The 22,858-nt window shown below is 40.4% G+C and carries 23 protein-coding genes; 18 read left to right on the top strand and 5 right to left on the bottom strand.

Annotation, left to right across the window (positions count from 1 at the left end; all coding sequences use genetic code 11):
- Window positions 1-22: 22 nt before the first annotated feature.
- On the bottom strand, window positions 23-1,054 hold the full coding sequence (gene add, locus MKZ30_RS00530) for an adenosine deaminase (protein WP_002356163.1): 1,032 nt from the start codon (window positions 1,052-1,054) through the stop codon (window positions 23-25).
- A 141-nt stretch (window positions 1,055-1,195) separates the two neighbouring features.
- Here add and MKZ30_RS00535 point away from each other — a divergent pair, with 141 nt between their 5' ends.
- The 12 genes from MKZ30_RS00535 to deoD all read left to right on the top strand — a co-directional run bounded on the left by MKZ30_RS00535 (window position 1,196) and on the right by deoD (window position 13,965).
- Window positions 1,196-2,203 (top strand): substrate-binding domain-containing protein, encoded by a 1,008-nt coding sequence (locus tag MKZ30_RS00535; RefSeq protein ID WP_033600600.1) that lies wholly within the window; start codon window positions 1,196-1,198, stop codon window positions 2,201-2,203.
- 140 nt (window positions 2,204-2,343) lie between these two features.
- Entirely contained in the window at window positions 2,344-3,645 is a 1,302-nt protein-coding gene (locus tag MKZ30_RS00540; RefSeq protein WP_002356165.1) for a pyrimidine-nucleoside phosphorylase, read from the top strand.
- 27 nt (window positions 3,646-3,672) lie between these two features.
- Window positions 3,673-4,335, top strand: coding sequence for a deoxyribose-phosphate aldolase (gene deoC, locus MKZ30_RS00545; protein WP_002359333.1), 663 nt, complete (start codon window positions 3,673-3,675; stop codon window positions 4,333-4,335).
- A complete protein-coding gene (locus MKZ30_RS00550) occupies window positions 4,304-4,768 on the top strand; it encodes a cytidine deaminase (RefSeq protein ID WP_002383839.1) in 465 nt (154 codons plus the stop codon). The genes deoC and MKZ30_RS00550 overlap by 32 nt, the downstream gene beginning before the upstream one ends.
- A 95-nt stretch (window positions 4,769-4,863) precedes the next feature.
- A complete protein-coding gene (locus MKZ30_RS00555) occupies window positions 4,864-5,937 on the top strand; it encodes a BMP family lipoprotein (RefSeq protein WP_002356168.1) in 1,074 nt (357 codons plus the stop codon).
- A 53-nt stretch (window positions 5,938-5,990) separates the two neighbouring features.
- The gene (locus MKZ30_RS00560; RefSeq protein WP_002356169.1) at window positions 5,991-7,076 is read left to right on the top strand and encodes a BMP family lipoprotein; all 1,086 of its coding nucleotides are present in this window, start codon (window positions 5,991-5,993) and stop codon (window positions 7,074-7,076) included.
- 205 nt (window positions 7,077-7,281) lie between these two features.
- On the top strand, window positions 7,282-8,850 hold the full coding sequence (locus tag MKZ30_RS00565) for an ABC transporter ATP-binding protein (protein ID WP_002383844.1): 1,569 nt from the start codon (window positions 7,282-7,284) through the stop codon (window positions 8,848-8,850).
- Window positions 8,843-9,976: an ABC transporter permease gene (locus tag MKZ30_RS00570; protein ID WP_002356171.1), complete on the top strand. Its 1,134-nt coding sequence runs from the start codon at window positions 8,843-8,845 to the stop codon at window positions 9,974-9,976. Before MKZ30_RS00565 ends, MKZ30_RS00570 begins: the two co-directional genes overlap by 8 nt.
- Window positions 9,976-10,929: an ABC transporter permease gene (locus MKZ30_RS00575; RefSeq protein ID WP_002356172.1), complete on the top strand. Its 954-nt coding sequence runs from the start codon at window positions 9,976-9,978 to the stop codon at window positions 10,927-10,929. Before MKZ30_RS00570 ends, MKZ30_RS00575 begins: the two co-directional genes overlap by 1 nt.
- 309 nt (window positions 10,930-11,238) lie before the next feature.
- Window positions 11,239-12,405: a phosphopentomutase gene (gene deoB, locus MKZ30_RS00580; RefSeq protein WP_002356179.1), complete on the top strand. Its 1,167-nt coding sequence runs from the start codon at window positions 11,239-11,241 to the stop codon at window positions 12,403-12,405.
- Between the two features lie 16 nt (window positions 12,406-12,421).
- Window positions 12,422-13,240, top strand: a complete 819-nt coding sequence (locus MKZ30_RS00585) for a purine-nucleoside phosphorylase (RefSeq protein WP_002356180.1) — start codon at window positions 12,422-12,424, stop codon at window positions 13,238-13,240.
- Between the two features lie 17 nt (window positions 13,241-13,257).
- Window positions 13,258-13,965 carry a purine-nucleoside phosphorylase gene (gene deoD, locus MKZ30_RS00590; RefSeq protein ID WP_002359338.1) on the top strand — a complete coding sequence of 236 codons (708 nt, stop codon included), beginning with the start codon at window positions 13,258-13,260 and terminating at the stop codon, window positions 13,963-13,965.
- A 38-nt stretch (window positions 13,966-14,003) separates the two neighbouring features.
- Here the strand turns inward: deoD and MKZ30_RS00595 are convergent, their stop codons facing one another.
- Complete coding sequence (locus MKZ30_RS00595) at window positions 14,004-14,942, bottom strand: iron-hydroxamate ABC transporter substrate-binding protein (RefSeq protein ID WP_002361532.1); 939 nt, start codon at window positions 14,940-14,942, stop codon at window positions 14,004-14,006.
- A 230-nt stretch (window positions 14,943-15,172) separates the two neighbouring features.
- Between MKZ30_RS00595 and MKZ30_RS00600 the strand changes: the two genes are divergently transcribed.
- From MKZ30_RS00600 to MKZ30_RS00615, 4 genes are all read left to right on the top strand, one after another.
- On the top strand, window positions 15,173-15,979 hold the full coding sequence (locus MKZ30_RS00600) for an ABC transporter ATP-binding protein (protein ID WP_002356183.1): 807 nt from the start codon (window positions 15,173-15,175) through the stop codon (window positions 15,977-15,979).
- Window positions 15,976-16,986: a FecCD family ABC transporter permease gene (locus tag MKZ30_RS00605; RefSeq protein WP_033600599.1), complete on the top strand. Its 1,011-nt coding sequence runs from the start codon at window positions 15,976-15,978 to the stop codon at window positions 16,984-16,986. Before MKZ30_RS00600 ends, MKZ30_RS00605 begins: the two co-directional genes overlap by 4 nt.
- Window positions 16,983-17,987 carry a FecCD family ABC transporter permease gene (locus MKZ30_RS00610; RefSeq protein WP_002383848.1) on the top strand — a complete coding sequence of 335 codons (1,005 nt, stop codon included), beginning with the start codon at window positions 16,983-16,985 and terminating at the stop codon, window positions 17,985-17,987. Before MKZ30_RS00605 ends, MKZ30_RS00610 begins: the two co-directional genes overlap by 4 nt.
- Before the next feature lie 113 nt (window positions 17,988-18,100).
- Window positions 18,101-19,303, top strand: a complete 1,203-nt coding sequence (locus tag MKZ30_RS00615) for an iron-containing alcohol dehydrogenase (protein ID WP_002408242.1) — start codon at window positions 18,101-18,103, stop codon at window positions 19,301-19,303.
- A 56-nt stretch (window positions 19,304-19,359) separates the two neighbouring features.
- On the opposite strand, the gene gpmA is transcribed toward MKZ30_RS00615, so the two are convergent.
- From gpmA to rpiA, 3 genes are all read right to left on the bottom strand, one after another.
- Window positions 19,360-20,046, bottom strand: coding sequence for a 2,3-diphosphoglycerate-dependent phosphoglycerate mutase (gpmA, locus tag MKZ30_RS00620; protein ID WP_002359343.1), 687 nt, complete (start codon window positions 20,044-20,046; stop codon window positions 19,360-19,362).
- 174 nt (window positions 20,047-20,220) lie between these two features.
- Window positions 20,221-20,796: a recombinase family protein gene (locus MKZ30_RS00625; protein ID WP_002419404.1), complete on the bottom strand. Its 576-nt coding sequence runs from the start codon at window positions 20,794-20,796 to the stop codon at window positions 20,221-20,223.
- Window positions 20,797-20,837: 41 nt separating this feature from the next.
- On the bottom strand, window positions 20,838-21,518 hold the full coding sequence (gene rpiA / locus MKZ30_RS00630) for a ribose-5-phosphate isomerase RpiA (protein WP_002383851.1): 681 nt from the start codon (window positions 21,516-21,518) through the stop codon (window positions 20,838-20,840).
- Window positions 21,519-21,862: 344 nt separating this feature from the next.
- Between rpiA and rpsL the strand changes: the two genes are divergently transcribed.
- Together rpsL and rpsG are read left to right on the top strand one after the other, a co-directional pair.
- On the top strand, window positions 21,863-22,276 hold the full coding sequence (gene rpsL, locus MKZ30_RS00635; RefSeq protein ID WP_002356190.1) for a 30S ribosomal protein S12: 414 nt from the start codon (window positions 21,863-21,865) through the stop codon (window positions 22,274-22,276).
- A 55-nt stretch (window positions 22,277-22,331) separates the two neighbouring features.
- On the top strand, window positions 22,332-22,802 hold the full coding sequence (gene rpsG / locus MKZ30_RS00640; protein WP_002356191.1) for a 30S ribosomal protein S7: 471 nt from the start codon (window positions 22,332-22,334) through the stop codon (window positions 22,800-22,802).
- Window positions 22,803-22,858 lie beyond the last annotated feature (56 nt).

Below are 22,858 nucleotides of genomic sequence, written 5' to 3' on the forward strand. Positions count from 1 at the left end.
CCACTTTAGTGGCGGTTCTTTTTTAGAATAGATACGCTTGATCAATTTTTTGGTTCAACAGTTTTTTTTCGTCTGGCGATAAAAAAGCACCTGCAAGCGCATTTTTAGTGAGTTGCTTCATTTCGTCATAACTTAATTGATACCAAGTGGCCAATTTCATGAATTCTTTCGTTAACGTAGTATCTGAAACAGTGCGATTATCGGTATTGATGCAGACGGCTAAGCCAGCCTCTATAAATTGTTGAAAAGGGTATTCAGCCAATGTTTTGACGGTGCCTGTTTGGAAGTTGCTAGTTGGACACATTTCTAAAAGAACCTTTTTTTCTTTTAAGAGCGCCAAGTATTCGGGTGTATCTTTCAAAGCAATACCGTGGCCAATCCGAGTAGCACCTAAAGTGACAGCATCAGCGACATTTTTGCCACAGCCGCATTCCCCAGCGTGGAGTGTTAATGGAATTGACAATTGGTTGGCTAAAGCTAATACGTCTTCAAATGTGTATGGAGGGAAATCGACTTCATTGCCAGCTAAATCAAAGCCGACAACGCCTGTCTCTCTGAAATCATGCGCTAAGTGAACGATTTTTTCTATGGCTTGTTGTTGATCATGCCGCATGCCGCATAACAGTGCATTGCTTTTTACACCAAAATCTTCTTCGCCTTGTTTTAAGCCAGTTAAAACAGCAGTCACGATTTCAGGTAACCGTAAGCCTTTTTCTGTATGTTGGGAAGGCGCAAAACGCACCTCTATGTAAGCCACGCCATCTTCGGCAGCTTGGCTAATCACGTCATACGCCGCTGCTTGCAAAGCTTCAGCTGTTTGTAGACAGGTTAGCACGAAGTCAAACCGAGTTAAATAATCATTCAAATCGGTGCATTTTTCAGGGGCAACCACTAACTCTTTCAAGGCTTGTTCGTCTTGGGGTAATGGAATGTTTTGTTTTTCAGCAATGGTGCGTAAAGTGGTTGGTCGAATCGACCCATCTAAGTGACAGTGCAGCTCGATTTTTGGTAATTGACGGACACGGGATTCTTCCATGAAAAAAATAGCCTCCATTTTCTTTTGTTTTTTAATCTTTTTAGTCTATTTCTTTTGTCTTTTTTTTGTTAAAATGTAAAAGATTCGATAAGTATTTTGAAGACTGTAACACGTCTACAAATGTCTGTCAATGCAAAAGGAGACGTTGGGAGGGGCGCGATGAAACTAACGATTAAAGAAATTGCTGATATGGCTGGTGTTTCTGTCACAACCGTCTCACAAATTCTGAATAATAAAGGGAGTCGTTTCAGTGAAAAAACCCGTAACAAGGTGTTGGCGGTAGTCGCTGAAAATCATTACAAGCCAGATTACTTTGCTTCGAATGTAATCAACCGTCATTCCAAAACCATTGGTATGATTGTGCCAGATGTGACGGATTTCTTTTTCTCAAAAGTGATTGAAGGTGTGGAAACATATTTAAATTCGTTAGGCTACATGATTTTGTTATGCAATTCAAAGCATGATTCCGAACAAGCGATGCAATATGTTAGCGAGCTGATTCATCGGTCGGTGGATGGCATTATTTTTGCCACGCCGAATGTTTTGCCAGAAAATCATATTTTAAAAGACCGACGAGAACATCCGATTCCTGTCATTCTTGTCGATCGTGGGATTAATCCACGAGATAGCGGACGACTAATCGTTAAAGAGTACGAAGGTGCTTATCAAGCGGTCCATCATTTGATTCAACAAGGGCATCAGCATATTGGCATGTTGCGTGAAAGTGTCGGCTATTATCGTTTAACGGAACGAGTGACGGCGTATCAGCATGCGTTACAGGACAACAATTTACCTTTTCGTCCGCATTATGTTTGTGCTGGGGAATTGAACTTGCATGGCGGCTATGCTGCGGCAAAAGAAGTTTTGAAAAATGAAGAAATCACAGCAATTTTTTGTGGCAATGATGAAATGGCGATGGGAGCTTATCAAGCCATTGAAGAAGCGGGCAAGAAAATTCCTGACGATATTTCGGTGGTTGGTTTTGATGGCTTGGAAATTTCCGAATATTTGGTGCCGAGTTTAACAACCGTCTATCAGCCGAGTTTTGATATTGGCTATTATGCAGCAAAATTTTTGGTGGAAGCTATTGCAGATCCAACAGGGAAAGTTCCAAATAAAGTTTTTGATGCAACGTTTATTGCTAGAAAAAGCACAAAACCGATTTAAAAAACAGCTTAGAAATAGAATGTTCGTGTTGTTTGCGTTTTCACAAGAAAAAAATAATAGTAAACTGGTTTACTAAATGGTTTAAAGCTGAACGATTTTGTTGTATAATACATTATCGGGAAATCGGAGGGAACGAATTCATGAGAATGGTAGACATTATTGAAAAGAAACGTGACGGGCATCAACTAACAAGCGAAGAAATTCAATTTATTATCAACGGATACACAGATGGTTCAATTCCAGATTATCAGGTAAGTGCCTTTTTAATGGCTGTTTTTTACCAAGATATGACAGACGAAGAAATTACACAAATGACGTTAGCAATGGTCCATTCAGGCGAAATTGTGGATCTTTCTTCTATAGAAGGAATCAAAGTCGACAAGCATTCTACAGGTGGCGTAGGCGACACTACGACGCTTATTTTAGCGCCATTAGTTGCTAGTGTCGGGGTCAATGTAGCAAAAATGTCTGGTCGTGGCTTAGGCTACACGGGCGGTACGTTGGATAAATTAGAAGCGATTCCTGGTTTTAAAGTTGAATTGACAGAAGAACGTTTTATTCAATTGGTGAACGATACAAAAGTGGCAGTGATTGGTCAGTCAGGTGATCTAGCACCAGCAGACAAAAAACTTTATGCGTTACGTGATGTGACCGCCACTGTTGACTCAATTCCATTAATTGCAAGTTCCATTATGAGTAAAAAAATTGCCGCAGGGGCAGATGCGATTGTCTTAGACGTGACTACTGGTGAAGGGGCCTTTATGAAAGACCTAGCAAGTGCTCGTCGATTAGCGGAAACAATGGTTCGCATTGGGAAACTGGCAAATCGCCAAACGATGGCAGTAATTTCAGACATGTCACAACCTTTAGGGGAGGCCATCGGAAATAGTTTAGAAATCGTTGAAGCAATCGAGACCTTGCAAGGAAATGGGCCAGAAGATTTAGTGGAGATGTGCTATGTCTTAGGAAGTCAGATGGTCGTTTTAGCTAAAAAAGCCGAGACGTTAGACGAAGCACGGGCTTTATTAGAAGAAGCTTTAACAAGCGGTCGAGCGCTCGCAAAATTTAAAGAAATGATTGAAAATCAAGGCGGCGACAGTTCCGTTGTTGACCAGCCAGAAAAATTATTAACCGCAACTTATCAATTTGATTTACCTGCCAAAGAAACAGGCGTGGTACAAAAAATCGTTGCCAATGAAATTGGCGTTGCCGCAATGTTGCTGGGCGCTGGCCGTGCTACGAAAGAAGATACGATTGATTTTGCAGTTGGCTTGAAACTTCACAAAAAAGTAGGGAGCCCAGTTGAAAAAGGCGAATCATTACTAACTATTTATGCCAATCGTGAAGACGTGACAGAAGTCGAACAATTGCTTTATAAAAACATTGAAATTGGACCAACCGGCGAAGAGCCTATTTTGATTCACGATATTATTACGGAATAAAACAATAAGAAAAGAGGAATTCTCATCATGGAATTAAACCGCATGATTGACCACACTATTTTGAAACCAGAAGCGACAGAAGCCGCTGTCCAAAAAATTATTGACGAAGCTAAGGAGTACAACTTTTTCTCTGTATGTATCAATCCTTGTTGGGTCGCTTTTGCTAGCGAGCAATTAGCAGATACCGACGTCGCTGTGTGTACCGTTATTGGCTTTCCTTTGGGGGCAAATACACCAGAAGTTAAAGCATATGAAGCCGCTGATGCGATTAAAAATGGTGCGAATGAAGTGGATATGGTGATTAATATTGGTGCATTAAAATCACAACAATACGATCACGTACGTCAAGACATTCAAGGCGTAGTAGATGCAGCCAAAGGAAAAGCGTTAGTCAAAGTGATTATTGAAACAGCATTATTAACAGACGAAGAAAAAGTTAAAGCTTGTGAATTAGCCAAAGAAGCAGGTGCCGATTTCGTTAAAACATCTACTGGCTTCTCAACAGGCGGCGCTAAAGTAGCAGACATTCGTTTAATGCGTGAGACAGTTGGTCCTGACATGGGCGTTAAGGCTTCCGGTGGCGTGCATAATGCAGAAGAAGCGTTAGCAATGATTGAAGCGGGGGCAACACGCATCGGTGCAAGTACGGGTGTAGCAATTGTTTCTGGCGCAACTGGCGAAGGGTATTAATTCGTATTTCAAATTAAACGAAGGTGTGGCGAAAAAGATGACAGTAAAACAAGAATGGCTTGATTGTGCCGTAGAAGCATTGGCACACGCCTATGTACCGTATTCTAACTTTCCTGTGGGCGCTTGCTTAGTGACTACAGACGGGAAAATGTATCAAGGGGTCAACATTGAAAATGCCTCCTTTGGTTTAACAAATTGTGCAGAAAGAACGGCGATTTTTAAAGCCATTTCAGAAGATGAACGGACCTTCCAACATTTAGTTGTAGCAGGTAATACAGAGGCACCCATTTCTCCATGTGGCGCTTGTCGTCAAGTAATGGCTGAATTCTTTGATCCACAAATGCCGGTCACGCTAGTTGGTAAAGATGGCGCGACTAAAACAATGACAGTTGAGGCATTATTGCCCTATTCATTTACAGATAAAGATTTTTAAAAAAAGGACATAAGGTTTCGTTGGGCTCAAAGTAGATTTCAATAGCATAAATGCGAATGAAATAATAGATAAAATAGTAGGGGGCTTTTCGGAAAGTGAAACAAGCAAAATTTTTAGGTCTAGGATTGGCAGCAGTTGCCTTAACCATTGGGTTAGCTGCATGTGGTGGCAATAGCAAAAAGAACGCCAACACAAAAGGTGATCCACAACATAGTGTCGTAATGGTCACAGATACAGCCGGCATTGATGACAAATCTTTTAACCAATCTGCGTGGGAAGGAATGCAAGAGTGGGGCAAAGAGCACAAACTTCCAGAAGGACCTCAAGGGTATGCGTATATTCAATCAAATGAAGCATCTGATTATACATCAAACATTGACCAAGCCATTTCAAGTCAATTTAAAACGATTTTTGGCATTGGTTATTTACTAAAAAATGCAGTAGTAGATGCAGCGGACGCCAACCCAGAAACGAATTTCGTTCTAATCGACGATACAGTTAATGGGAAAAACAACGTCGCTTCTGCAACATTTAGAGATAATGAATCTGCGTATTTAGCAGGTGTGGCAGCAGCTAACACTACGAAAACCAACAAAGTAGGATTTATCGGCGGGGTTGAAGGACCTGTTATTGGCCGTTTCCAAGCTGGTTTTGAAAAAGGTGTAGCAGATGCTGGCAAAAAATTAGGAAAAGATATTCAAATTACGTCTACTTATGCAGGGACATTTGCAGACGCTTCAAAAGGACGGGCCTTAGCTTCTTCTATGTATCAAGCAGGTGCCGACATTATTTATCACGCAGCGGCGACTACAGGACAAGGAATCTTCCAAGAAGCCAAAGCGCTAAATGAAACAGGTTCAAAAGATAAAGTTTGGGTGATTGGTGTTGACCGTGACCAAAACGAAGACGGTAAATATACAACCAAAGATGGCAAGGATGATAACTTAACGTTAGCTTCAACCATTAAAGGGGTAAATATTGCTGTGAAAAAAATCTCTGATCTTGCATTAGAAGATAAATTCCCTGGCGGCGAACATTTAACTTATGGATTGAAAGATGGCGGTGTTGATTTAACAACAGAAGCCCTAAGCGATCAAGCCAAAACGGCAGTTAAAGAAGCCAAAGAACAAATCATCTCTGGTGACGTAAAAGTCCCAGACCAACCTTAGAAACAACTTAGTTGTTTAAATACATTAAACTATTTTTAGGAGGCTTTACAGAAATGAAAAAAGCAAAATTATTCGGTTTTAGTTTGATTGCATTAGGTTTATCAGTTTCACTTGCAGCATGTGGTGGTGGCAAAGGCAAAACCGCTGAAAGCGGCGGTGGCAAAGGGGATGCAGCGCATAGTGCTGTAATCATTACAGATACAGGCGGCGTGGATGACAAGTCGTTCAACCAATCTTCTTGGGAAGGATTGCAAGCTTGGGGTAAAGAACATGATTTACCAGAAGGTTCAAAAGGGTATGCATATATTCAATCGAATGATGCAGCTGACTATACAACAAATATTGACCAAGCGGTATCAAGTAAATTCAATACAATCTTTGGTATTGGCTACTTGCTAAAAGATGCAATTTCTTCTGCAGCAGATGCCAACCCTGATACAAACTTTGTTTTAATCGATGATCAAATCGATGGCAAAAAGAATGTCGTTTCTGCAACATTTAGAGATAATGAAGCAGCTTACTTAGCCGGTGTTGCTGCTGCAAACGAAACAAAAACGAACAAAGTCGGTTTTGTTGGTGGTGAAGAAGGGGTCGTAATTGACCGTTTCCAAGCTGGTTTTGAAAAAGGTGTGGCTGATGCTGCGAAAGAATTAGGTAAAGAAATTACTGTTGATACAAAATATGCGGCTTCATTTGCTGATCCTGCCAAAGGGAAAGCTTTAGCTGCTGCAATGTACCAAAACGGCGTTGATATCATCTTCCATGCTTCTGGTGCGACTGGACAAGGGGTCTTCCAAGAAGCAAAAGACTTGAATGAATCAGGTTCTGGCGACAAAGTTTGGGTAATCGGTGTTGACCGCGATCAAGATGCTGATGGCAAGTACAAAACAAAAGACGGCAAAGAAGACAACTTCACGTTAACTTCAACCCTTAAAGGTGTCGGCACAGCAGTTCAAGATATTGCCAACCGTGCGTTAGAAGACAAATTCCCTGGTGGCGAACATTTAGTTTATGGATTAAAAGATGGTGGCGTTGACTTAACAGACGGCTATTTAAACGACAAAACAAAAGAAGCTGTTAAAACAGCAAAAGATAAAGTAATCTCAGGTGACGTAAAAGTCCCAGAAAAACCAGAATAATTTAAGCTCCTAAATGAAAAAAGAAGGGCTCATTATTGTTCCTTCTAAAAATGAAGTGGTCCTTGGCAGCGACGGCTGCCAAGGAAACCCTTTATGATGTTTGGATTTTTAACTAAATAGTTGAGGTTCTTCAACTACTTAGTTAAGGGTCAAAATTACCCTCTAAAGTATTGCCAATATAATTTTGTTAGGAAGTGAATAGACCTTGTCTCAAGAAGAAAACGTAATTGAGATGCGTAAAATCACCAAAGAATTTGGGACGTTCAAAGCCAACGACCAAATTGATCTACAAGTAAAACCTGGTGAAATCCACGCACTGCTAGGTGAAAATGGTGCAGGCAAGTCGACCTTGATGAATATCTTATCAGGGCTATTGGAACCGACCTCAGGTGAGATTTATATGAATGGCGAAAAAGTCAACATTACAAGTCCTACTGCAGCCAATCGTTTAGGAATCGGAATGGTCCATCAGCATTTTATGTTAGTTGAAGCCTTTACTGTGACTGAAAATATTATCTTAGGTAGTGAACCTACCCATGGCGGTATTTTAGACCGGAAAAAAGCGAAAAAAGAGATTGAAGAAGTGTCTAAGCAATACGGGTTGGATGTAAATCCCAATGCCTATATTCGCGATATTTCTGTAGGTATGCAACAACGGGTTGAAATTTTAAAGACCTTATATCGCGGTGCGAACGTTTTAATTTTTGACGAACCAACCGCAGTATTAACGCCACAAGAAATTGATGAATTAATGATTATTTTGAAAGAACTAACCGATGAAGGCAAATCGATCATTTTAATTACACATAAGTTAGATGAAATTAAAAAAGTGGCGGACCGTTGTACGGTCATTCGCCGGGGGCAAAGTATTGGCACCGTCAATGTGAAAGACGTTTCTTCGCAACAGTTAGCCGATATGATGGTGGGCCGTTCTGTTTCTTTCAAAACAGAGAAAAAACCAGCGCAACCGAAAGAAACAATTCTATCAATTAAAGATTTAGTAGTGAAAGAAAGCCGCGGCTTAGATGCGGTGAAAAATCTTAGCTTAGATGTCCGAGCAGGGGAAGTTGTTGGGATTGCGGGGATTGATGGCAATGGACAAACAGAATTAATCCAAGCCTTAGCAGGATTAACGAAAGTCGAAAAAGGCTCCATTCATTTGAATGAAAAAGAGATTACTAATCGCAAACCTCGGGAAATTACGGAAATGGGTGTCGCCCACGTTCCTGAAGACCGACATAAATATGGTTTGGTATTAGAGATGACATTGGCTGAAAATATTGGCCTACAAACGTATTACCAAAAACCATACAGTTCAACAGGTATTTTAAACTATCGAATGATTAACAAACATGCCCGGGAATTAATTGAAGAATATGATGTACGGACTCCTAATGAATTAGTACCAGCTCGGGCGCTTTCAGGTGGGAATCAGCAAAAAGCGATTATTGCCCGAGAAGTTGACCGCGATCCAGATTTGTTGATTGTTTCTCAACCAACACGCGGTTTAGATGTCGGAGCTATTGAATACATTCATCGTCGACTAATTGAACAAAGAGATAAAAATAAAGCTGTTTTATTAGTAAGTTTTGAATTAGACGAAATTTTAAACGTTTCTGATCGTATCGCTGTTATTCATGCGGGGGAAATCGTCGGAATTGTTGATCCGAAAGAAACGACAGAAAATGAATTGGGCTTGTTAATGGCTGGCTACTCATTGGAAGAAGCCCGTGCTGAGTTATCAAAAGTAGAGGCAGGTGAAACTGTTGAATAATCGTTCTGAAAAAATAAGAAATATTTTAGTCCCTGTGTTATCTGTTATTATGGGTTTCCTCTTAGGGGCAATTATTATGGTTATCTTTGGCTATGACCCAGTGGCTGGGTATCAAGCGATGTTTGAAACAGCTTTCCAAGGAAAGAAAAGTATTGGTGAGATTTTTGTAACCGCAGCACCGTTGATTTTTACCGCTTTAGGATTCTCGGTGGCAAATTCGGCTGGATTCTTTAATATCGGGCTTTCTGGACAAGCCTTATGTGGTTGGGTGGCTAGTATTTGGGTCGCTTTATCCATGCCTGATGCACCCCGGATGATTGCGTTGCCGGTGGCGATTATTGTTGGCGCGGTTGCAGGGGCTTTAGCAGCAGCCATTCCAGGTTTCTTGCGTGCCTATTTTGGGACGAGTGAAGTTATTGTTACGATTATGTTGAATTATATTTTATTATACACAGGAAATCATATTGCTAATAATGTCATGAAACCAAGTATTATGGCGAACAAAGGGATCACCAAAATGATTGGTGCGAATGCATCATTACGCTCACCGTTTTTAACAAGTATCAGTGATGGCTCTCGTTTGAACATCGGCATTTTCTTGGCCTTCATTTTCCTTATTCTTGTGTGGTTCTTGATGAAAAAAACAACGCTTGGTTTTGAAATTCGGTCGGTGGGGTTAAACCCATTTGCTTCTGAATATGCTGGAATGAGCAGCAAGCGAACGATTATTTTATCCATGATGATTTCAGGAACGCTGGCTGGTTTAGGTGGTGCGGTCCAAGGATTGGGGACTTTCCAAAACTTCTTTATTCAAAACACATCGTTGAGCATTGGGTTCGATGGTATGGCCGTGTCTCTATTAGGAGCAGGTAGTTCAATCGGGATTTTACTTTCCGCATTACTGTTTGGAATGTTAAAACTTGGTGGACAAGGAATGCCGTTGATAGCTGGTGTACCAACCGAATTAGTTGATGTTGTTATTGCAGCGATTATTTTCTTTGTGGGAATTAGTTATTTAATTCGTTTCTTGTTAGCAAAAGCGTCTGGTAGTAAAAAAGAAGTAGCGATTGTAGAAACAATTGAAGCGGCGCCAGACAAAAACAATCAAGAGGGGGGAGACATCTAATGGATTTAGCAACAATTTCCTCAATCATCACGCAAACATTAGTGTATGCAACTCCGCTCATCTTGACAGCATTAGGCGGAACGTTCTCAGAACGAAGTGGTGTGGTTAATGTTGGTTTGGAAGGTATTATGGTAATGGGCGCTTTCAGTTCGGTCGTTTTTAACTTGACGTTTGCTGATACATTTGGCGCGGCGACACCATGGATTGCTTGTTTAGTAGGAGGCGTTGTCGGGATTGTCTTTTCTCTCTTACATGCCGTTGCAACTATTAACTTACGAGCAGATCATATTATCAGTGGTACTGTCATTAACTTGATGGCACCGGCGCTAGGGGTTTTCCTAGTAAAAGTTATTTATCAAAAAGGACAAACAGATATGATTACACAATCATTTGGCTATTTTTCTTTCCCAGGATTGTCAAAAATTCCAGTGATTGGTGAACTATTCTTTGCAAAAACCTCTTTACCAGCTTTCGTAGCAATTTTGATTGCGATTTTAGCTTGGTTTGTCATTTATAAAACACGTTTTGGCTTACGGTTACGTTCTGTGGGGGAACATCCACAAGCTGCAGATACATTGGGAATTAATGTCTACTTAATGCGTTATTCTGGCGTCTTGTTATCCGGCTTCTTAGGCGGTATGGGCGGAGCTGTCTTTGCTCAAAGTATTGCGGGTCGTTTTGGGATTACCACAATTGCAGGACAAGGGTTTATTTCAATGGCCGCAATGATCTTTGGTAAATGGAATCCGCTTGGGGCAATGGGCGCAGCCTTATTCTTTGGTTTTGCACAAAACTTGAGTATTGCTGGGGAAAACCTACCAATTATTTCAGAAATTCCAAAAGTTTATCTACAAGCAGCACCATACGTATTGACCATTTTAGTCCTAGTTGTGTTCTTCGGAAAATCATCGGGACCAAAAGCGAACGGGAAAAATTACGTCAAAACGAAATAAGAAAAAGACCTTCGTCAATCTATGACGAAGGTCTTTTTTCTTAACGATAATTAAGCGCGTAACTCGTGAACATCAGTAAAAAGAAGAGCATGATGATACTCTTCTTTTAACGGACCTTAAGAACCGCTAAAATCGAAGGAATCAGTGAAAATTTTAATGCTCTTTCAGGCAATAATAGCGGATTCATGGTATAATTGAAGAGCTGAGAATAAATAGATTGTTCTGTTTGATTCTCGAGACTATTTAAAAGGCTAGCGTAAAATAATTGTCATTCTTGACGTATTTACGACCTTAGAGGAGGAAGCAAGTGTGTTTAAACGTGTTCATTTAATCGTACTAGATTCAGTCGGTATTGGTGAAGCACCAGATGCTGAAAAATTTGGAGATGTCGGCAGTGATACACTGGGTCATATTGCCAAAGAAGCGGGACTAACCATTCCTCATTTAGAAAAACTTGGATTGGGAACTATTGCTCCTTTAACAGGTGTCAAAGCAGTGGCAGACCACGATGGCTATGCCACCAAATTAGAAGAAATTTCTGTTGGAAAAGATACTATGACCGGTCACTGGGAAATTATGGGCTTGAACATCAAAAAACCTTTTCGGGTATTCCCAAATGGCTTTCCTGAAGAATTGCTGAAACAAATTGAAGATTTTTCTGGGCGAAAAGTTGTTTGTAACAAACCATATAGCGGGACAGCAGTCATTGATGATTACGGCGAACATCAAATGAAAACAGGGGATTTAATCGTTTATACTTCAGCGGACCCTGTTTTACAAATTGCGGCGCATGAAGACATTATTCCATTAGAAGAATTGTATAAAATTTGTCAATATGTTCGTGACATTACGAAAGACGAACCTTATATGATTGGTCGGATTATCGCTCGCCCGTATGTTGGTGAACCAGGTAATTTCACTCGAACCAGTAACCGTCATGACTATGCTCTAGATCCTTTTGGCCATACTGTTTTAGATTCGTTGAAAGAAAACGGCAATGATGTGATCGCTGTTGGGAAAATTAACGACATCTTTAATGGACAAGGAATTACTGAAGCTATCCGCACGAAGAGCAATATGGATGGGGTGGATCAATTATTAACGGTCATGAACAAAGATTTCACAGGTTTAAGTTTTACTAACTTAGTGGATTTCGATGCGCTGTATGGCCACCGTCGTGATGTGAAGGGCTATGCAAAAGCCATCGAAGATTTTGATGGTCGTTTGCCAGAGATTATGGCAGCTATGGCCGAAGATGATTTGCTTTTAATTACAGCAGATCACGGGAATGACCCAACTTTCCCAGGAACAGACCATACACGTGAATATGTGCCTTTATTGGCTTATAGTAAAAAAATGACAAAACAAGGCAGCTTGCCACAAGGATTTTATTCAGATATTTCAGCAACGATTGCTGAAAACTTTGAAGTTCCTGCAACGGAAAACGGTCAAAGCTTTTTAAATCAATTACAATAATTCGAGGAGGCAACACATGACAACGTTAACGAACCATTTAAACGAAACAACTGAGTTTTTGAAAGAAAAAGGGGTGCAACAAGCAGACTTCGGTCTAATCTTAGGTTCTGGGTTAGGTGAATTAGCTAATGAAATAACCGATGCGATTGCTATTCCTTTCTCTGAAATTCCCCATTTTTCTGTTTCAACAGTCGTTGGACATGCTGGACAATTAGTTTACGGAACGCTTTCTGGAAAAAAAGTTTTGGCGATGCAAGGACGTTTTCATTATTATGAAGGACATTCGATGCAAACGGTCACTTATCCCGTTCGTGTGATGGCTGCTTTAGGCATTCATTCAATGATTGTAACCAACGCAGCTGGTGGCGTAAATGAAACATATACACCGGGGAATTTGATGTTAATCAATGACCACATTAATTTTACAGGCGATAATCCGTTAATTGGTGAAAATGATGAAGAAATCGGGCCGCGTTTTCCAGATATGAGTCATGCTTACACGCAAGAATATCGGGAAGTGGCAAAAAAAGTAGCTGCGGAACAAAATATTGATTTAAAAGAAGGCGTGTATATGGGCTTTTCTGGCCCGACATATGAAACGCCTGCAGAAATTCGGATGTCACGGACGATGGGTGCAGATGCAGTTGGCATGTCAACTGTTTCGGAGGTCATTGTAGCTGTGCATAGTGGCATGAAAGTACTAGGCATCTCTTGTATTACGAATTTAGCAGCTGGTATGCAAAGTAGCTTAAATCATGCAGAAGTAGTTGAAACAACTGAACGCGTTAAAGGACAATTCAAAGAGTTAGTGAAAGCAACACTAGCAGCTTTATAAAAAAGGAGTAAACCAGAATGAGTGTGCATATCGAAGCAAAACCAGGTGAAATTGCCGATAAAATTTTACTACCAGGGGATCCCCTCCGAGCAAAATATATTGCGGAAACTTTTTTGGAGAATCCTGTCTGCTATAATCAAGTTCGTGGGATGTTAGGTTACACAGGAACATATAAGGGACAGCGTGTTTCGGTCCAAGGAACAGGGATGGGGATGCCTTCAGCAGGTATTTATGCCCATGAGTTAATTAACTCTTACGATGTGAAGAAGTTAATTCGTGTTGGTACGTGTGGTTCTATTTCAGAAAAAGTCAACGTTCGTGAATTAGTTATCGCACAAGCAGCAGCGACACCTTCTTCCGCGATTCGCAATGATTTTCCTAAATATGATTTTCCACAAATTGCGAGCTTCGACCTTTTACTCAAATCTTACGAAATTGCTAAAGCAAAAGGCTTTACTACCCATGTTGGTAACGTATTGTCAGATGATGTTTTTTACAAAGATAGCTTAGATGATGTCTTTCGTTTAGGTCGATACGGGGTATTAGCGATTGAAATGGAAGCGGCAATGTTATATTATTTAGCAGCAAAATTTGATGTAGAAGCATTGGCGATTATGACGGTGAGTGATAGCTTGGTGACAGGCGAAGAAACAACGGCAGAAGAACGCCAAACGACGTTTAATGAAATGATTGAAGTTGGTTTAGAAACGGCAATTGCTAATTAAAAAAATGCTTGGATGAAAACAATCATCCAAGCATTTTTTTAATTTAAGAGCGCTTTTTTTACATCTTCAACAATTTGGGTATTCGCAATAGGTCCGTTGTATAACCAACTACTTTTTTTATCATAGGTATGAACTTGGTTATTTTTCACAGCAGGTAAGTTCTTCCAAATTGCTTCTTGGAAAAGAGGTGCTGATTCATCGCTGTTTACAAGGAAAATGTGGTCTGCGTCAAGCTCAGCTAATTTTTCTAAAGAAACTTGATTCCAATCCGCAGTAGCGTTTTTAGAAATTTCTTCCACTAATTTTGGAACTTGGAGGCCTAAGTCCTGATAGAGCACGGTTCCGCTTGAGCGATTATCGCTAACCATAAAGACTTGGTTGTTGGTTACCCATAAGACTGCCGCAGATTTGCCAGCATCTTTTTTGCCAAGGTCTTCTTGGACGCCTTTGGTTAAGGTATCATAATCTTCTAACACTTTTTTCGCTTGTTCTTTTTTATCTAAAACAGTAGCAATATCTTCCAATTGATCACGCCAGGTGACATTTTCGCCGTTTTTGACTACATAAGTTGGCGCAATTTTACTGTATTCTTTGTATTTACCGCCTTCAACTAGAGCAGATGAACTGATTAATAATAAGTCAGGTTCAAATTTTAAAACCGCTTCATATGGCAAGTCATAGGAAATAGTGGGGACATCTTTCAATTCTTTCGCTAAATAATCTTGAATGCTGCCTTGTCCAACTGTCCATTGTGCCACTGGTTTTTCTCCTAATGCAACTAGATAATCTTCTAAATAACTCGCAATAATCCGTTTGGGTTTCGCAGGGACGGTTACTTTATTGCCTAAGGTATCTGTTACTTCATGTGTTTTGTCAGCGTTGTTGGCTTCTTTATTCGTATTACCACAAGCTGCGAGTAAGAATGAACCAAGAAGAAGGGTTGTACCAATTAGGACCGTCTTTTTTAAAAGTTTCATTGTGTAACTCCTTTATTTTTAGTTGATAACGATTCTCATTATCAGTTAAAAACGACCGTTTGTCAATCATCGCTTGCTTTTTTGAGCAAATAAGTTGCATTTTTTAGATAATTCGTTTTTTTGATTGGAAGAAACATTGCTTTTTAAGGAAGGGTCTTTTATAATCAAGGAACAATGAGTGAGAACGATTCTCAATAAATGTAAAATAACGACAGAAAAATTAAAGAGGAATGGTTATGAATTATTTAGAGGCAGAGGACTTAACTACAGGATATGGTCGTCAAGTGATTAGTGAAGCGCTGAACTGTTCATTTGAAGCGGGAACTATTACAAGTATTATTGGACCAAATGGTTGTGGCAAATCGACCTTGTTAAAAACACTTGCGCGTATTTTGCCAGCCGAGAAAGGCAAGGTGTTCATTAAGAACCAAGAACTTCAACATTTTTCTTCAAAAGAAGTGGCGCAAGAACTAGCGATCTTATCACAAACGCCAGAAAATACAATCGATTTATCTGTTTTTGACCTCGTCTCTTTTGGGCGGTATCCATATCAATCGGGCTGGAAAAGTGTCACCACAGAAGATCAAGAGTACATACAATGGGCATTAGAATTAACAGGCTTAACTGAGTTAGCTAGAGAGTCTGTGGCAATTTTATCAGGTGGACAACGTCAACGGGTTTGGATTGCTATGGCGCTAGTGCAGGATACAGATATTTTAATTTTAGATGAACCGACCACCTATTTGGATCCAGCGCATCAGCTAGAAATTTTAAATGTGTTAAAACGAATTAATCAAGAACATCAGAAAACTATCGTGATGACGATTCATGATATTAATTTAGCTTCTCGTTTTTCTGATCGCGTGATTGCGATGAAAGAGGGAAAGATTATCAATGAGGGAACACCGCAAGAAGTGATTACTGTTACTGGTTTAGCAGATGTTTTCGCTATTCAAGCAGAAATTAGTTATCATAGTCAGACACAGCGGCCACTAGTGCTTTCTTATGAGTTGATGGAAATGGAGCTGGATGGATGAAAGGCATAAGCGGATTTTATAGACACCAATGGCAAGTGTTACTTGTCTGTCTTTTTTTGCTAATGGGGACAATGCTTCTGTCGCTGATGTTTGGTGCGACGTCGGTTTCGATTCAAACGATTATTGATTCATTTACGCACTTCGATGCGACCAATCAAGCGCATCAAGTCATCCAAACGGTTCGGTTGCCGCGGATTTTAGGGGCCGCTTTTGTGGGGGCAAGTTTAGCGGTGAGTGGGGCGTTAGCGCAAGGGATTACGCAAAACCCATTGGCAGATTCTGGCTTGCTGGGTATCAATGCTGGGGCTGGCTTGGGCTTAGCGCTTGTTTTTGCTTTCCTCCCTCAGGCAAGTTATTGGTGGCTTTTAGTTGTTTCTTTTCTTGGTGCTGGCGTGAGTGTGGCACTGATTTATTATCTTTCTAATCATTCAATTCGAGGAGCAAGCCCCATGCGTCTGACCTTGGTGGGAGCTGGTATTAGTGCCCTTTTTTTATCATTTAGTCAATTCTTAGCCATTCAGTTCAATTTGAGTCAAGAGTTAACGTTTTGGTTTCTTGGCGGTGTCAGCGTTATTTCTTGGGCACAATTAAAAATAGTCGTCCCGATCTTTCTGGGCGCATTTGCATTAGCAATTCTGATTAGTCCGTCGGTGACTATTTTACGTTTTGGCGATGATGCAACAATTGGTTTAGGGCGAAATCCGCAGCGTATTCGGTTGTTTGCCAGTATAACGATTTTGCTTTTATCAGGATTGTCTGTGGCGCTGGTTGGCTCGGTCAGTTTTGTTGGTTTGGTGGTGCCTCATGTGATGCGAACAGTTTCTGGAGAAAATTACCGTCGCTTGATTCCGTTCTCGGCGTTAGGCGGTGCGCTCCTCGTTTTGGTGGCAGATTTAATCGCTCGAATGGTGAATCCGCCTTTTGAAACACCATTTGGGATTATCACGGCCTTAATTGGCATCCCATTCTTTCTTTATTTATTTCGTAAAGGAGGGCAACTAGGATGACACAGAAAAAAGTGTCCCGTTGGGTGGCTGTCTTAATAGTTGGGATTATCCTAACTGCTTGTATCAGTTTAACGCAAGGGGAATTATCTGTTTCCGTCATGGATTTAAAAGCCCTTCTTTTGGGACAGGGAAGTCAGGCCAAACAACTGTTAGTTTGGGATTTTCGGTTACCACGGATTGTGCTAGCGGTCCTTTCGGGCGCAGCTTTAGGCTTAAGCGGCGCTATTCTTCAAGGAATTACTCGGAATCCGTTGGCAGATACTGGGATTTTAGGCATTAATGCCGGTGCGGGTTTGGCAGTGATTTTGTTTATTAGTTTTGTTGAGACGACAAGTATCACGACGTTTGCACTTCCGCTTGTGGCCTTAGTTGGCGGCTTGCTAGCGGCTGTTGGGATTTTGGTAATCGCGTATCATCATCGTTTAGGATTAACGCCAGTTCGAATGGTCTTAGCGGGTGTCATTTTGAGTACGGGTATTTCAGCACTCACCTTATTAATTACATCAAAAATTGACACTGAAAAGTACCGTTTTGTTACAATGTGGCAAGCAGGCAGTATTTGGGGCAGTAATTGGTTCTTTGTGGGCGCTTTGTTGCCTTGGCTAGTCATCGGGTTCTTTTTTGCGATGAAGCGTCATCGTCTGTTGGATATTTTACAATTGGGGGACGAAACAGCTATTTCTGTAGGTATTGCTGTGAAAAAAGAACGAATCGTTTCGCTACTGTTAGCGGTGATGTTGGCGGCTTCAGCGATTTCCGTTACAGGGGGAATTAATTTTTTAGGTTTACTTGCGCCACATATTGCTCGCAAATGTGGTTTTACGCAACAAAAACAGGTATTGCCATTGGCGGCGTTGTTTGGGAGTTTACTTTTATTGGTTAGTGATACGATTGGTCGGCTATTGCCTGGCAATGGAGAAATGCCTGCAGGGATTATTGTTGCGATCATCGGTGCGCCTTATTTTCTTTATTTGTTAATCAAAACAAGCGATTCGTTATAAAAAAGAATCGAAAGCTGGGTCAAGCGATCGTTGTGAAAGCAACTGTCATTTGCTCGGCTTTTTTATTGGCGGATTTTTGAAAAAATAGTATGATAAATGCGTAAGAGCATTGAATGGAGGATGAAAGAATGGAAAACTTTAATTTTTATGTACCAACAGACATCCGTTTTGGGAAAGATCGTTTAGACGAATTACCTGCTGTGTTAGATCAATTTGGCAAAAATGTCTTACTTGTTTATGGTGGTGGTAGTATCAAACGTAATGGCTTGTACCAACAAATTACTGATTTGGCCCAAAAAAACGGGCATACACTGATTGAGTTGAGCGGTGTCGAACCAAACCCGCGCATTGAAACCGTTAGAAAAGGAATTGAGTTGTGTAAAGAAAACCAAGTCGATGTTATTTTAGCAGTTGGCGGTGGTTCAACCATTGACTGTTCCAAAGCAATAGCTGCGGGCTTTTATTCGGAAGAAGATATCTGGACAGTTATTGCAGCCAGAAAAGGGTATACAGGTCCTGCTTTACCAATCGTGACCATCTTGACTTTAGCAGCGACAGGTAGTGAAATGAACGCAGGTGCTGTCATTTCTAACTTAGAAACCAATCAAAAATTAGGCTTTGGTGGTCCGAATATGATTCCAAAAGTTTCGTTCTTGGATCCAACGAATACTTTTACGGTTCCTCAAAATCAAACAGCAGCTGGCTCAGCGGATATTTTCAGTCATTTGATTGAAAACTATTTTAGTATTTCGACAGGCACGGACGTCCAAGATTTTGTGTCAGAAGGCTTAATGCGAACGGTTATCAAAAATTGTCCTATTGCTTTAGAAAATCCAGAAGATTATGATGCACGTGCTAATTTAATGTGGGCAAGTAGTTTAGCCTTAAATGGTTTAACAGGGCGCGGCAAACAAGGTGTTTGGTCTTGTCACCCAATGGAACATGAATTAAGTGCGTTTTATGACATTACGCATGGGATTGGCTTAGCGATTTTAACGCCTCGTTGGATGAATTATGTTTTGTCTGAACAAACCGTAGGCAAGTTTGCGCAATTTGCTCGAAATGTTTGGGGAATAGTCGAACAAGAAGAGGAAGTAGCAGCGAAAAAAGGTATTCAAGCATTATATGATTACTTTGTGGCTTGTGGCATTCCAATGACATTACCAGAAGTTGGCATCGAAGCAGATAAATTTGAAGAAATGGCACAACAAGCTGTGGCCCATAGTGCAATTGCCGAAAAGGCTTATGTACCATTGGATGCAGCGGATATAGTAGCGATTTATAAAGATTGTTTAACCGAAAGTCAATTTATTTAATCCATAAAAAAGCGGTTTGCCTTGGCAAACCGCTTTTGTTAATAAGAAACAAGTTCTTATAAGTAGTATTTTTCTTTCACAGTTAAATCATCGTTTAATTCATAAACTAATGGTTTACCTGTTGGGATTTCAAGATCCATAATATCTTCATCAGAAATGCCTTCGATGTGTTTAGCTAAAGCACGTAATGAATTACCATGAGCCGCTACTAAGACAGTTTTGTTGTCTTTTAAAGCTGGCGCAATTTCATCTTGCCAGAATGGTAATGCACGTTCCAAAGTAACTTTCAAGTTTTCGCCACCAGGAATATCGCGTTGGTCTAACATTGCATAACGACGGTCGTTTGCTGCAGAACCTTCATCTGTTGCTTCCATTAATGGAGGAAGAGTATCGTAAGAACGACGCCAGATGTGGACTTGTTCGTCTCCGTATTTTTCAGCAGTTTCTTTTTTGTTTAGTCCTTGTAATTTACCATAGTGACGTTCGTTTAAGCGCCAAGATTTGATTTGAGGTACCCATAATTGATCTGAGTATTCTAGTAAATAGTTACAAGTTTTGATGGCACGAGTTAAAACAGAAGTATAAGCAACGTCGAATTCGATGCCTGCTTCTTTAATTTTACGGCCGCCTTCTTTTGCTTCTTCAACACCTTCAGGTGCTAAATCTACGTCAGCCCATCCAGTAAATTGGTTTAAGGCATTCCATTCGCTAAGTCCATGACGAGAAAAAACTAATTTTGGCATGTATAAGCTCTCCTTTGAGTTTAGTTTTCTGAAAATAAGATTTCCACGTTTATTGTACACCGTTTTGCGCAAGATTTCCAATGGAAAATAGTAAAAAAACGTGAAAGTTGCTGAAAAATTAGAGTGAAATCGAATCAAAAAAGAAGCCCCATCTGAAGGACTTCTTTTTTATTCTTAGGAATACAGCCGTTCGACATCTGTCTCAGGTAAATTGATGTACTTATAACAAGTGCCCACCGAAACGCCGCATTTATTAGAAATAAATTGGATGGTTTCTTTGTTTTCGTAATATAATGCACGGATTTTGCGGACGGTGCGTCCATCGATTTTGGGACGTCCACCTACTTTTCCGTTTTCACGAGCTTTGTGGAGCCCGACGAGTGTTCGTTCTTTAATTAGTGCACATTCCATCGCAGATAAGCTCTCCATTAATTGGAAATAGGCTTCACCTGTTGGAAGGTGAGTATCAATTCCTTCTGAAATGCTGACAAAATCAACTTGTTTTTCCTTTAACATTTTCATAAAGTCTGTTAATTGGCGGGTTGTTTTACCTAAATGGTGCAATTTACAAACAATAAGTGTATCCCCAGCAGAAAGAAGTTTTTCGACTTCGTCTAAGACACTGATCTCCGCTTGAGGATCAAATGTCTCTTGGAAAATATCATCACAACCAAACGATTGGAGAGTGGTTAGTTGATTTTTTAAATCTTCTTCAATAATAGTTGTGCGTGCATAACCAATTCGTTTCATATATTATCCTTCCTATATAAATAATCTTTTTTCACACATTCTTAACGTGCGGGAACATGTAAGGTTTTCGGTCCATCTTCATAACCGACGATTACCATAGAAACCATATTTAAAAATAAGCCGTGTTCAACGACGCCAACTAAGTTGTCTAAATAAGAACCTAAAGCTTCTGGATCTGTAATTTTTTCTAAATGCAAATCGATGATATGGTGGCCTCCATCTGTTATTAATGTTTCGCCAGCAGCGTTTAGACGAAGTGCTGGGTGATAGCCTTTTTCTTCAAATAAATGCACTAGTTGGCAGCTGCCATAAGGGACAACCTCAACAGGAAGTGGGAAAGCCCCTAAATCGTCCACCATTTTTGATTTATCCACAATCCAAATACATTTCTTTGAATAAGTGGCCACAATTTTTTCAAAAAGTAAGGCAGCGCCACCGCCTTTGATTCCTTGAAAATCAGCGCTGATTTCATCGGCGCCATCAATCGTAAGATCCACATACGGAACCTCATCAATACCCTTTAAAGGAATGCCCAAGGCTAAGGCTTGTTTCTCTGTTTCTTTTGAAGTAGTAACCCCCACGATTGACAATCCTTCTTCTTTTACGCGACGACCAATTTCGTCTACCATAAATTTTGCTGTTGAGCCAGTACCCAAACCGACAATCATGCCGTCTTCTACATATTTTGCAGCTTCGATTCCTACCATTTGTTTCAGATTCATCGCTGTTTTCCGCCCCCTTCAATAGTCAAAGATATTGTACCGTTATTTAACTAAAAAAGATAGAAAGTTTTTGAAAAAGTCATAAAAATTTTTAAAGAAAAAGTGCATTTAAATAGAAGGAAAAGCTTTTTTACGAAAGGCGAAAGAAGAGGGTTGACAGCTGATACTTATCGTGGTATCCTAACAAAGGTGCTTTATCTACAGGTTCCTTATAGGGACGTGCTGACTGTCTATCAAAGCATATTTGATAAAGAGTGCAGAGATTGCATTATTTTTTATCGCGAAAAAAGAACCACCTGGATGTGTGGAACTAGAAGCGAAGTAAGGAAGGAGGAGAACAAGGAATGCCTACAATTAACCAATTAGTACGTAAACCTCGTAAATCTAAAGTAGAAAAATCTGATTCACCAGCCTTAAACAAAGGATATAACAGTTTTAAGAAAACTCAAACAAACGTTAACTCTCCGCAAAAACGTGGAGTTTGTACACGTGTGGGTACGATGACACCTAAAAAACCGAACTCAGCTTTACGTAAATATGCCCGTGTTCGTTTGTCAAACTTAATCGAAGTTACAGCTTATATCCCAGGTATCGGTCACAACTTACAAGAACACAGCGTGGTATTATTACGTGGTGGACGTGTAAAAGACTTACCAGGGGTACGTTACCATATCGTTCGTGGTGCGCTTGATACTGCCGGTGTTAACGACCGTAAACAAAGCCGCTCTAAATACGGTACAAAACGTCCTAAAGCTTAATTATAATAAGACAATAACAACTTGAAAAATCATATTTCGGAAGGAGGAGTTACGGATGCCTCGTAAAGGTCCTGTTGCAAAACGTGATGTTTTACCAGATCCAATTTATAACTCAAAATTAGTAACTCGCTTAATCAACCGTGTAATGGTTGACGGTAAACGCGGGATTGCTGCTAACATTATCTATAATTCATTTGATATCATCAAAGAATCTACAGGTAACGATCCATTGGAAGTTTTTGAACAAGCAATGAAAAACGTTATGCCTGTTCTTGAAGTTAAAGCACGTCGTGTTGGGGGTTCTAACTACCAAGTACCAGTTGAAGTTCGTCCAGAACGTCGTACAACTTTAGGTTTACGTTGGGTAGTTAACTACGCACGTCTACGTGGTGAACACACAATGGAAGAACGTCTAGCGAAAGAAATCATGGATGCTGCTAACAACACTGGCGCTTCTGTTAAAAAACGCGAAGACACACACAAAATGGCAGACGCAAACCGCGCATTTGCTCATTATCGTTGGTAAGATCCTCTCTGTCTGTCGCGTAAAGTGGCAGCAGAAAGTCAATTTACAATCGATTT

Source organism: Enterococcus sp. LX10, assembly GCF_023539285.1.
GTDB classification, from domain to species: Bacteria; Bacillota; Bacilli; order Lactobacillales; family Enterococcaceae; genus Enterococcus; species Enterococcus faecalis.

Bases quoted from the DNA above. Each gene is read 5' to 3' on its own strand.
- MKZ30_RS00610 (WP_002383848.1), top strand. From the start codon at position 16,983: ATGACACAGAAAAAAGTGTCCCGTTGGGTGGCTGTCTTAATAGTTGGG.
- MKZ30_RS00575 (WP_002356172.1), top strand. From the start codon at position 9,976: ATGGATTTAGCAACAATTTCCTCAATCATCACGCAAACATTAGTGTAT.
- MKZ30_RS00605 (WP_033600599.1), top strand. From the start codon at position 15,976: ATGAAAGGCATAAGCGGATTTTATAGACACCAATGGCAAGTGTTACTT.
- MKZ30_RS00600 (WP_002356183.1), top strand. From the start codon at position 15,173: ATGGTTATGAATTATTTAGAGGCAGAGGACTTAACTACAGGATATGGT.
- rpsL (WP_002356190.1), top strand. From the start codon at position 21,863: ATGCCTACAATTAACCAATTAGTACGTAAACCTCGTAAATCTAAAGTA.
- deoD (WP_002359338.1), top strand. From the start codon at position 13,258: ATGAGTGTGCATATCGAAGCAAAACCAGGTGAAATTGCCGATAAAATT.
- deoC (WP_002359333.1), top strand. From the start codon at position 3,673: ATGGAATTAAACCGCATGATTGACCACACTATTTTGAAACCAGAAGCG.
- rpiA (WP_002383851.1), bottom strand. From the start codon at position 21,518: ATGAATCTGAAACAAATGGTAGGAATCGAAGCTGCAAAATATGTAGAA.
- MKZ30_RS00595 (WP_002361532.1), bottom strand. From the start codon at position 14,942: ATGAAACTTTTAAAAAAGACGGTCCTAATTGGTACAACCCTTCTTCTT.
- MKZ30_RS00585 (WP_002356180.1), top strand. From the start codon at position 12,422: ATGACAACGTTAACGAACCATTTAAACGAAACAACTGAGTTTTTGAAA.
- MKZ30_RS00540 (WP_002356165.1), top strand. From the start codon at position 2,344: ATGAGAATGGTAGACATTATTGAAAAGAAACGTGACGGGCATCAACTA.
- add (WP_002356163.1), bottom strand. From the start codon at position 1,054: ATGGAGGCTATTTTTTTCATGGAAGAATCCCGTGTCCGTCAATTACCA.
- rpsG (WP_002356191.1), top strand. From the start codon at position 22,332: ATGCCTCGTAAAGGTCCTGTTGCAAAACGTGATGTTTTACCAGATCCA.
- gpmA (WP_002359343.1), bottom strand. From the start codon at position 20,046: ATGCCAAAATTAGTTTTTTCTCGTCATGGACTTAGCGAATGGAATGCC.
- MKZ30_RS00615 (WP_002408242.1), top strand. From the start codon at position 18,101: ATGGAGGATGAAAGAATGGAAAACTTTAATTTTTATGTACCAACAGAC.
- MKZ30_RS00625 (WP_002419404.1), bottom strand. From the start codon at position 20,796: ATGAAACGAATTGGTTATGCACGCACAACTATTATTGAAGAAGATTTA.
- MKZ30_RS00560 (WP_002356169.1), top strand. From the start codon at position 5,991: ATGAAAAAAGCAAAATTATTCGGTTTTAGTTTGATTGCATTAGGTTTA.
- MKZ30_RS00535 (WP_033600600.1), top strand. From the start codon at position 1,196: ATGAAACTAACGATTAAAGAAATTGCTGATATGGCTGGTGTTTCTGTC.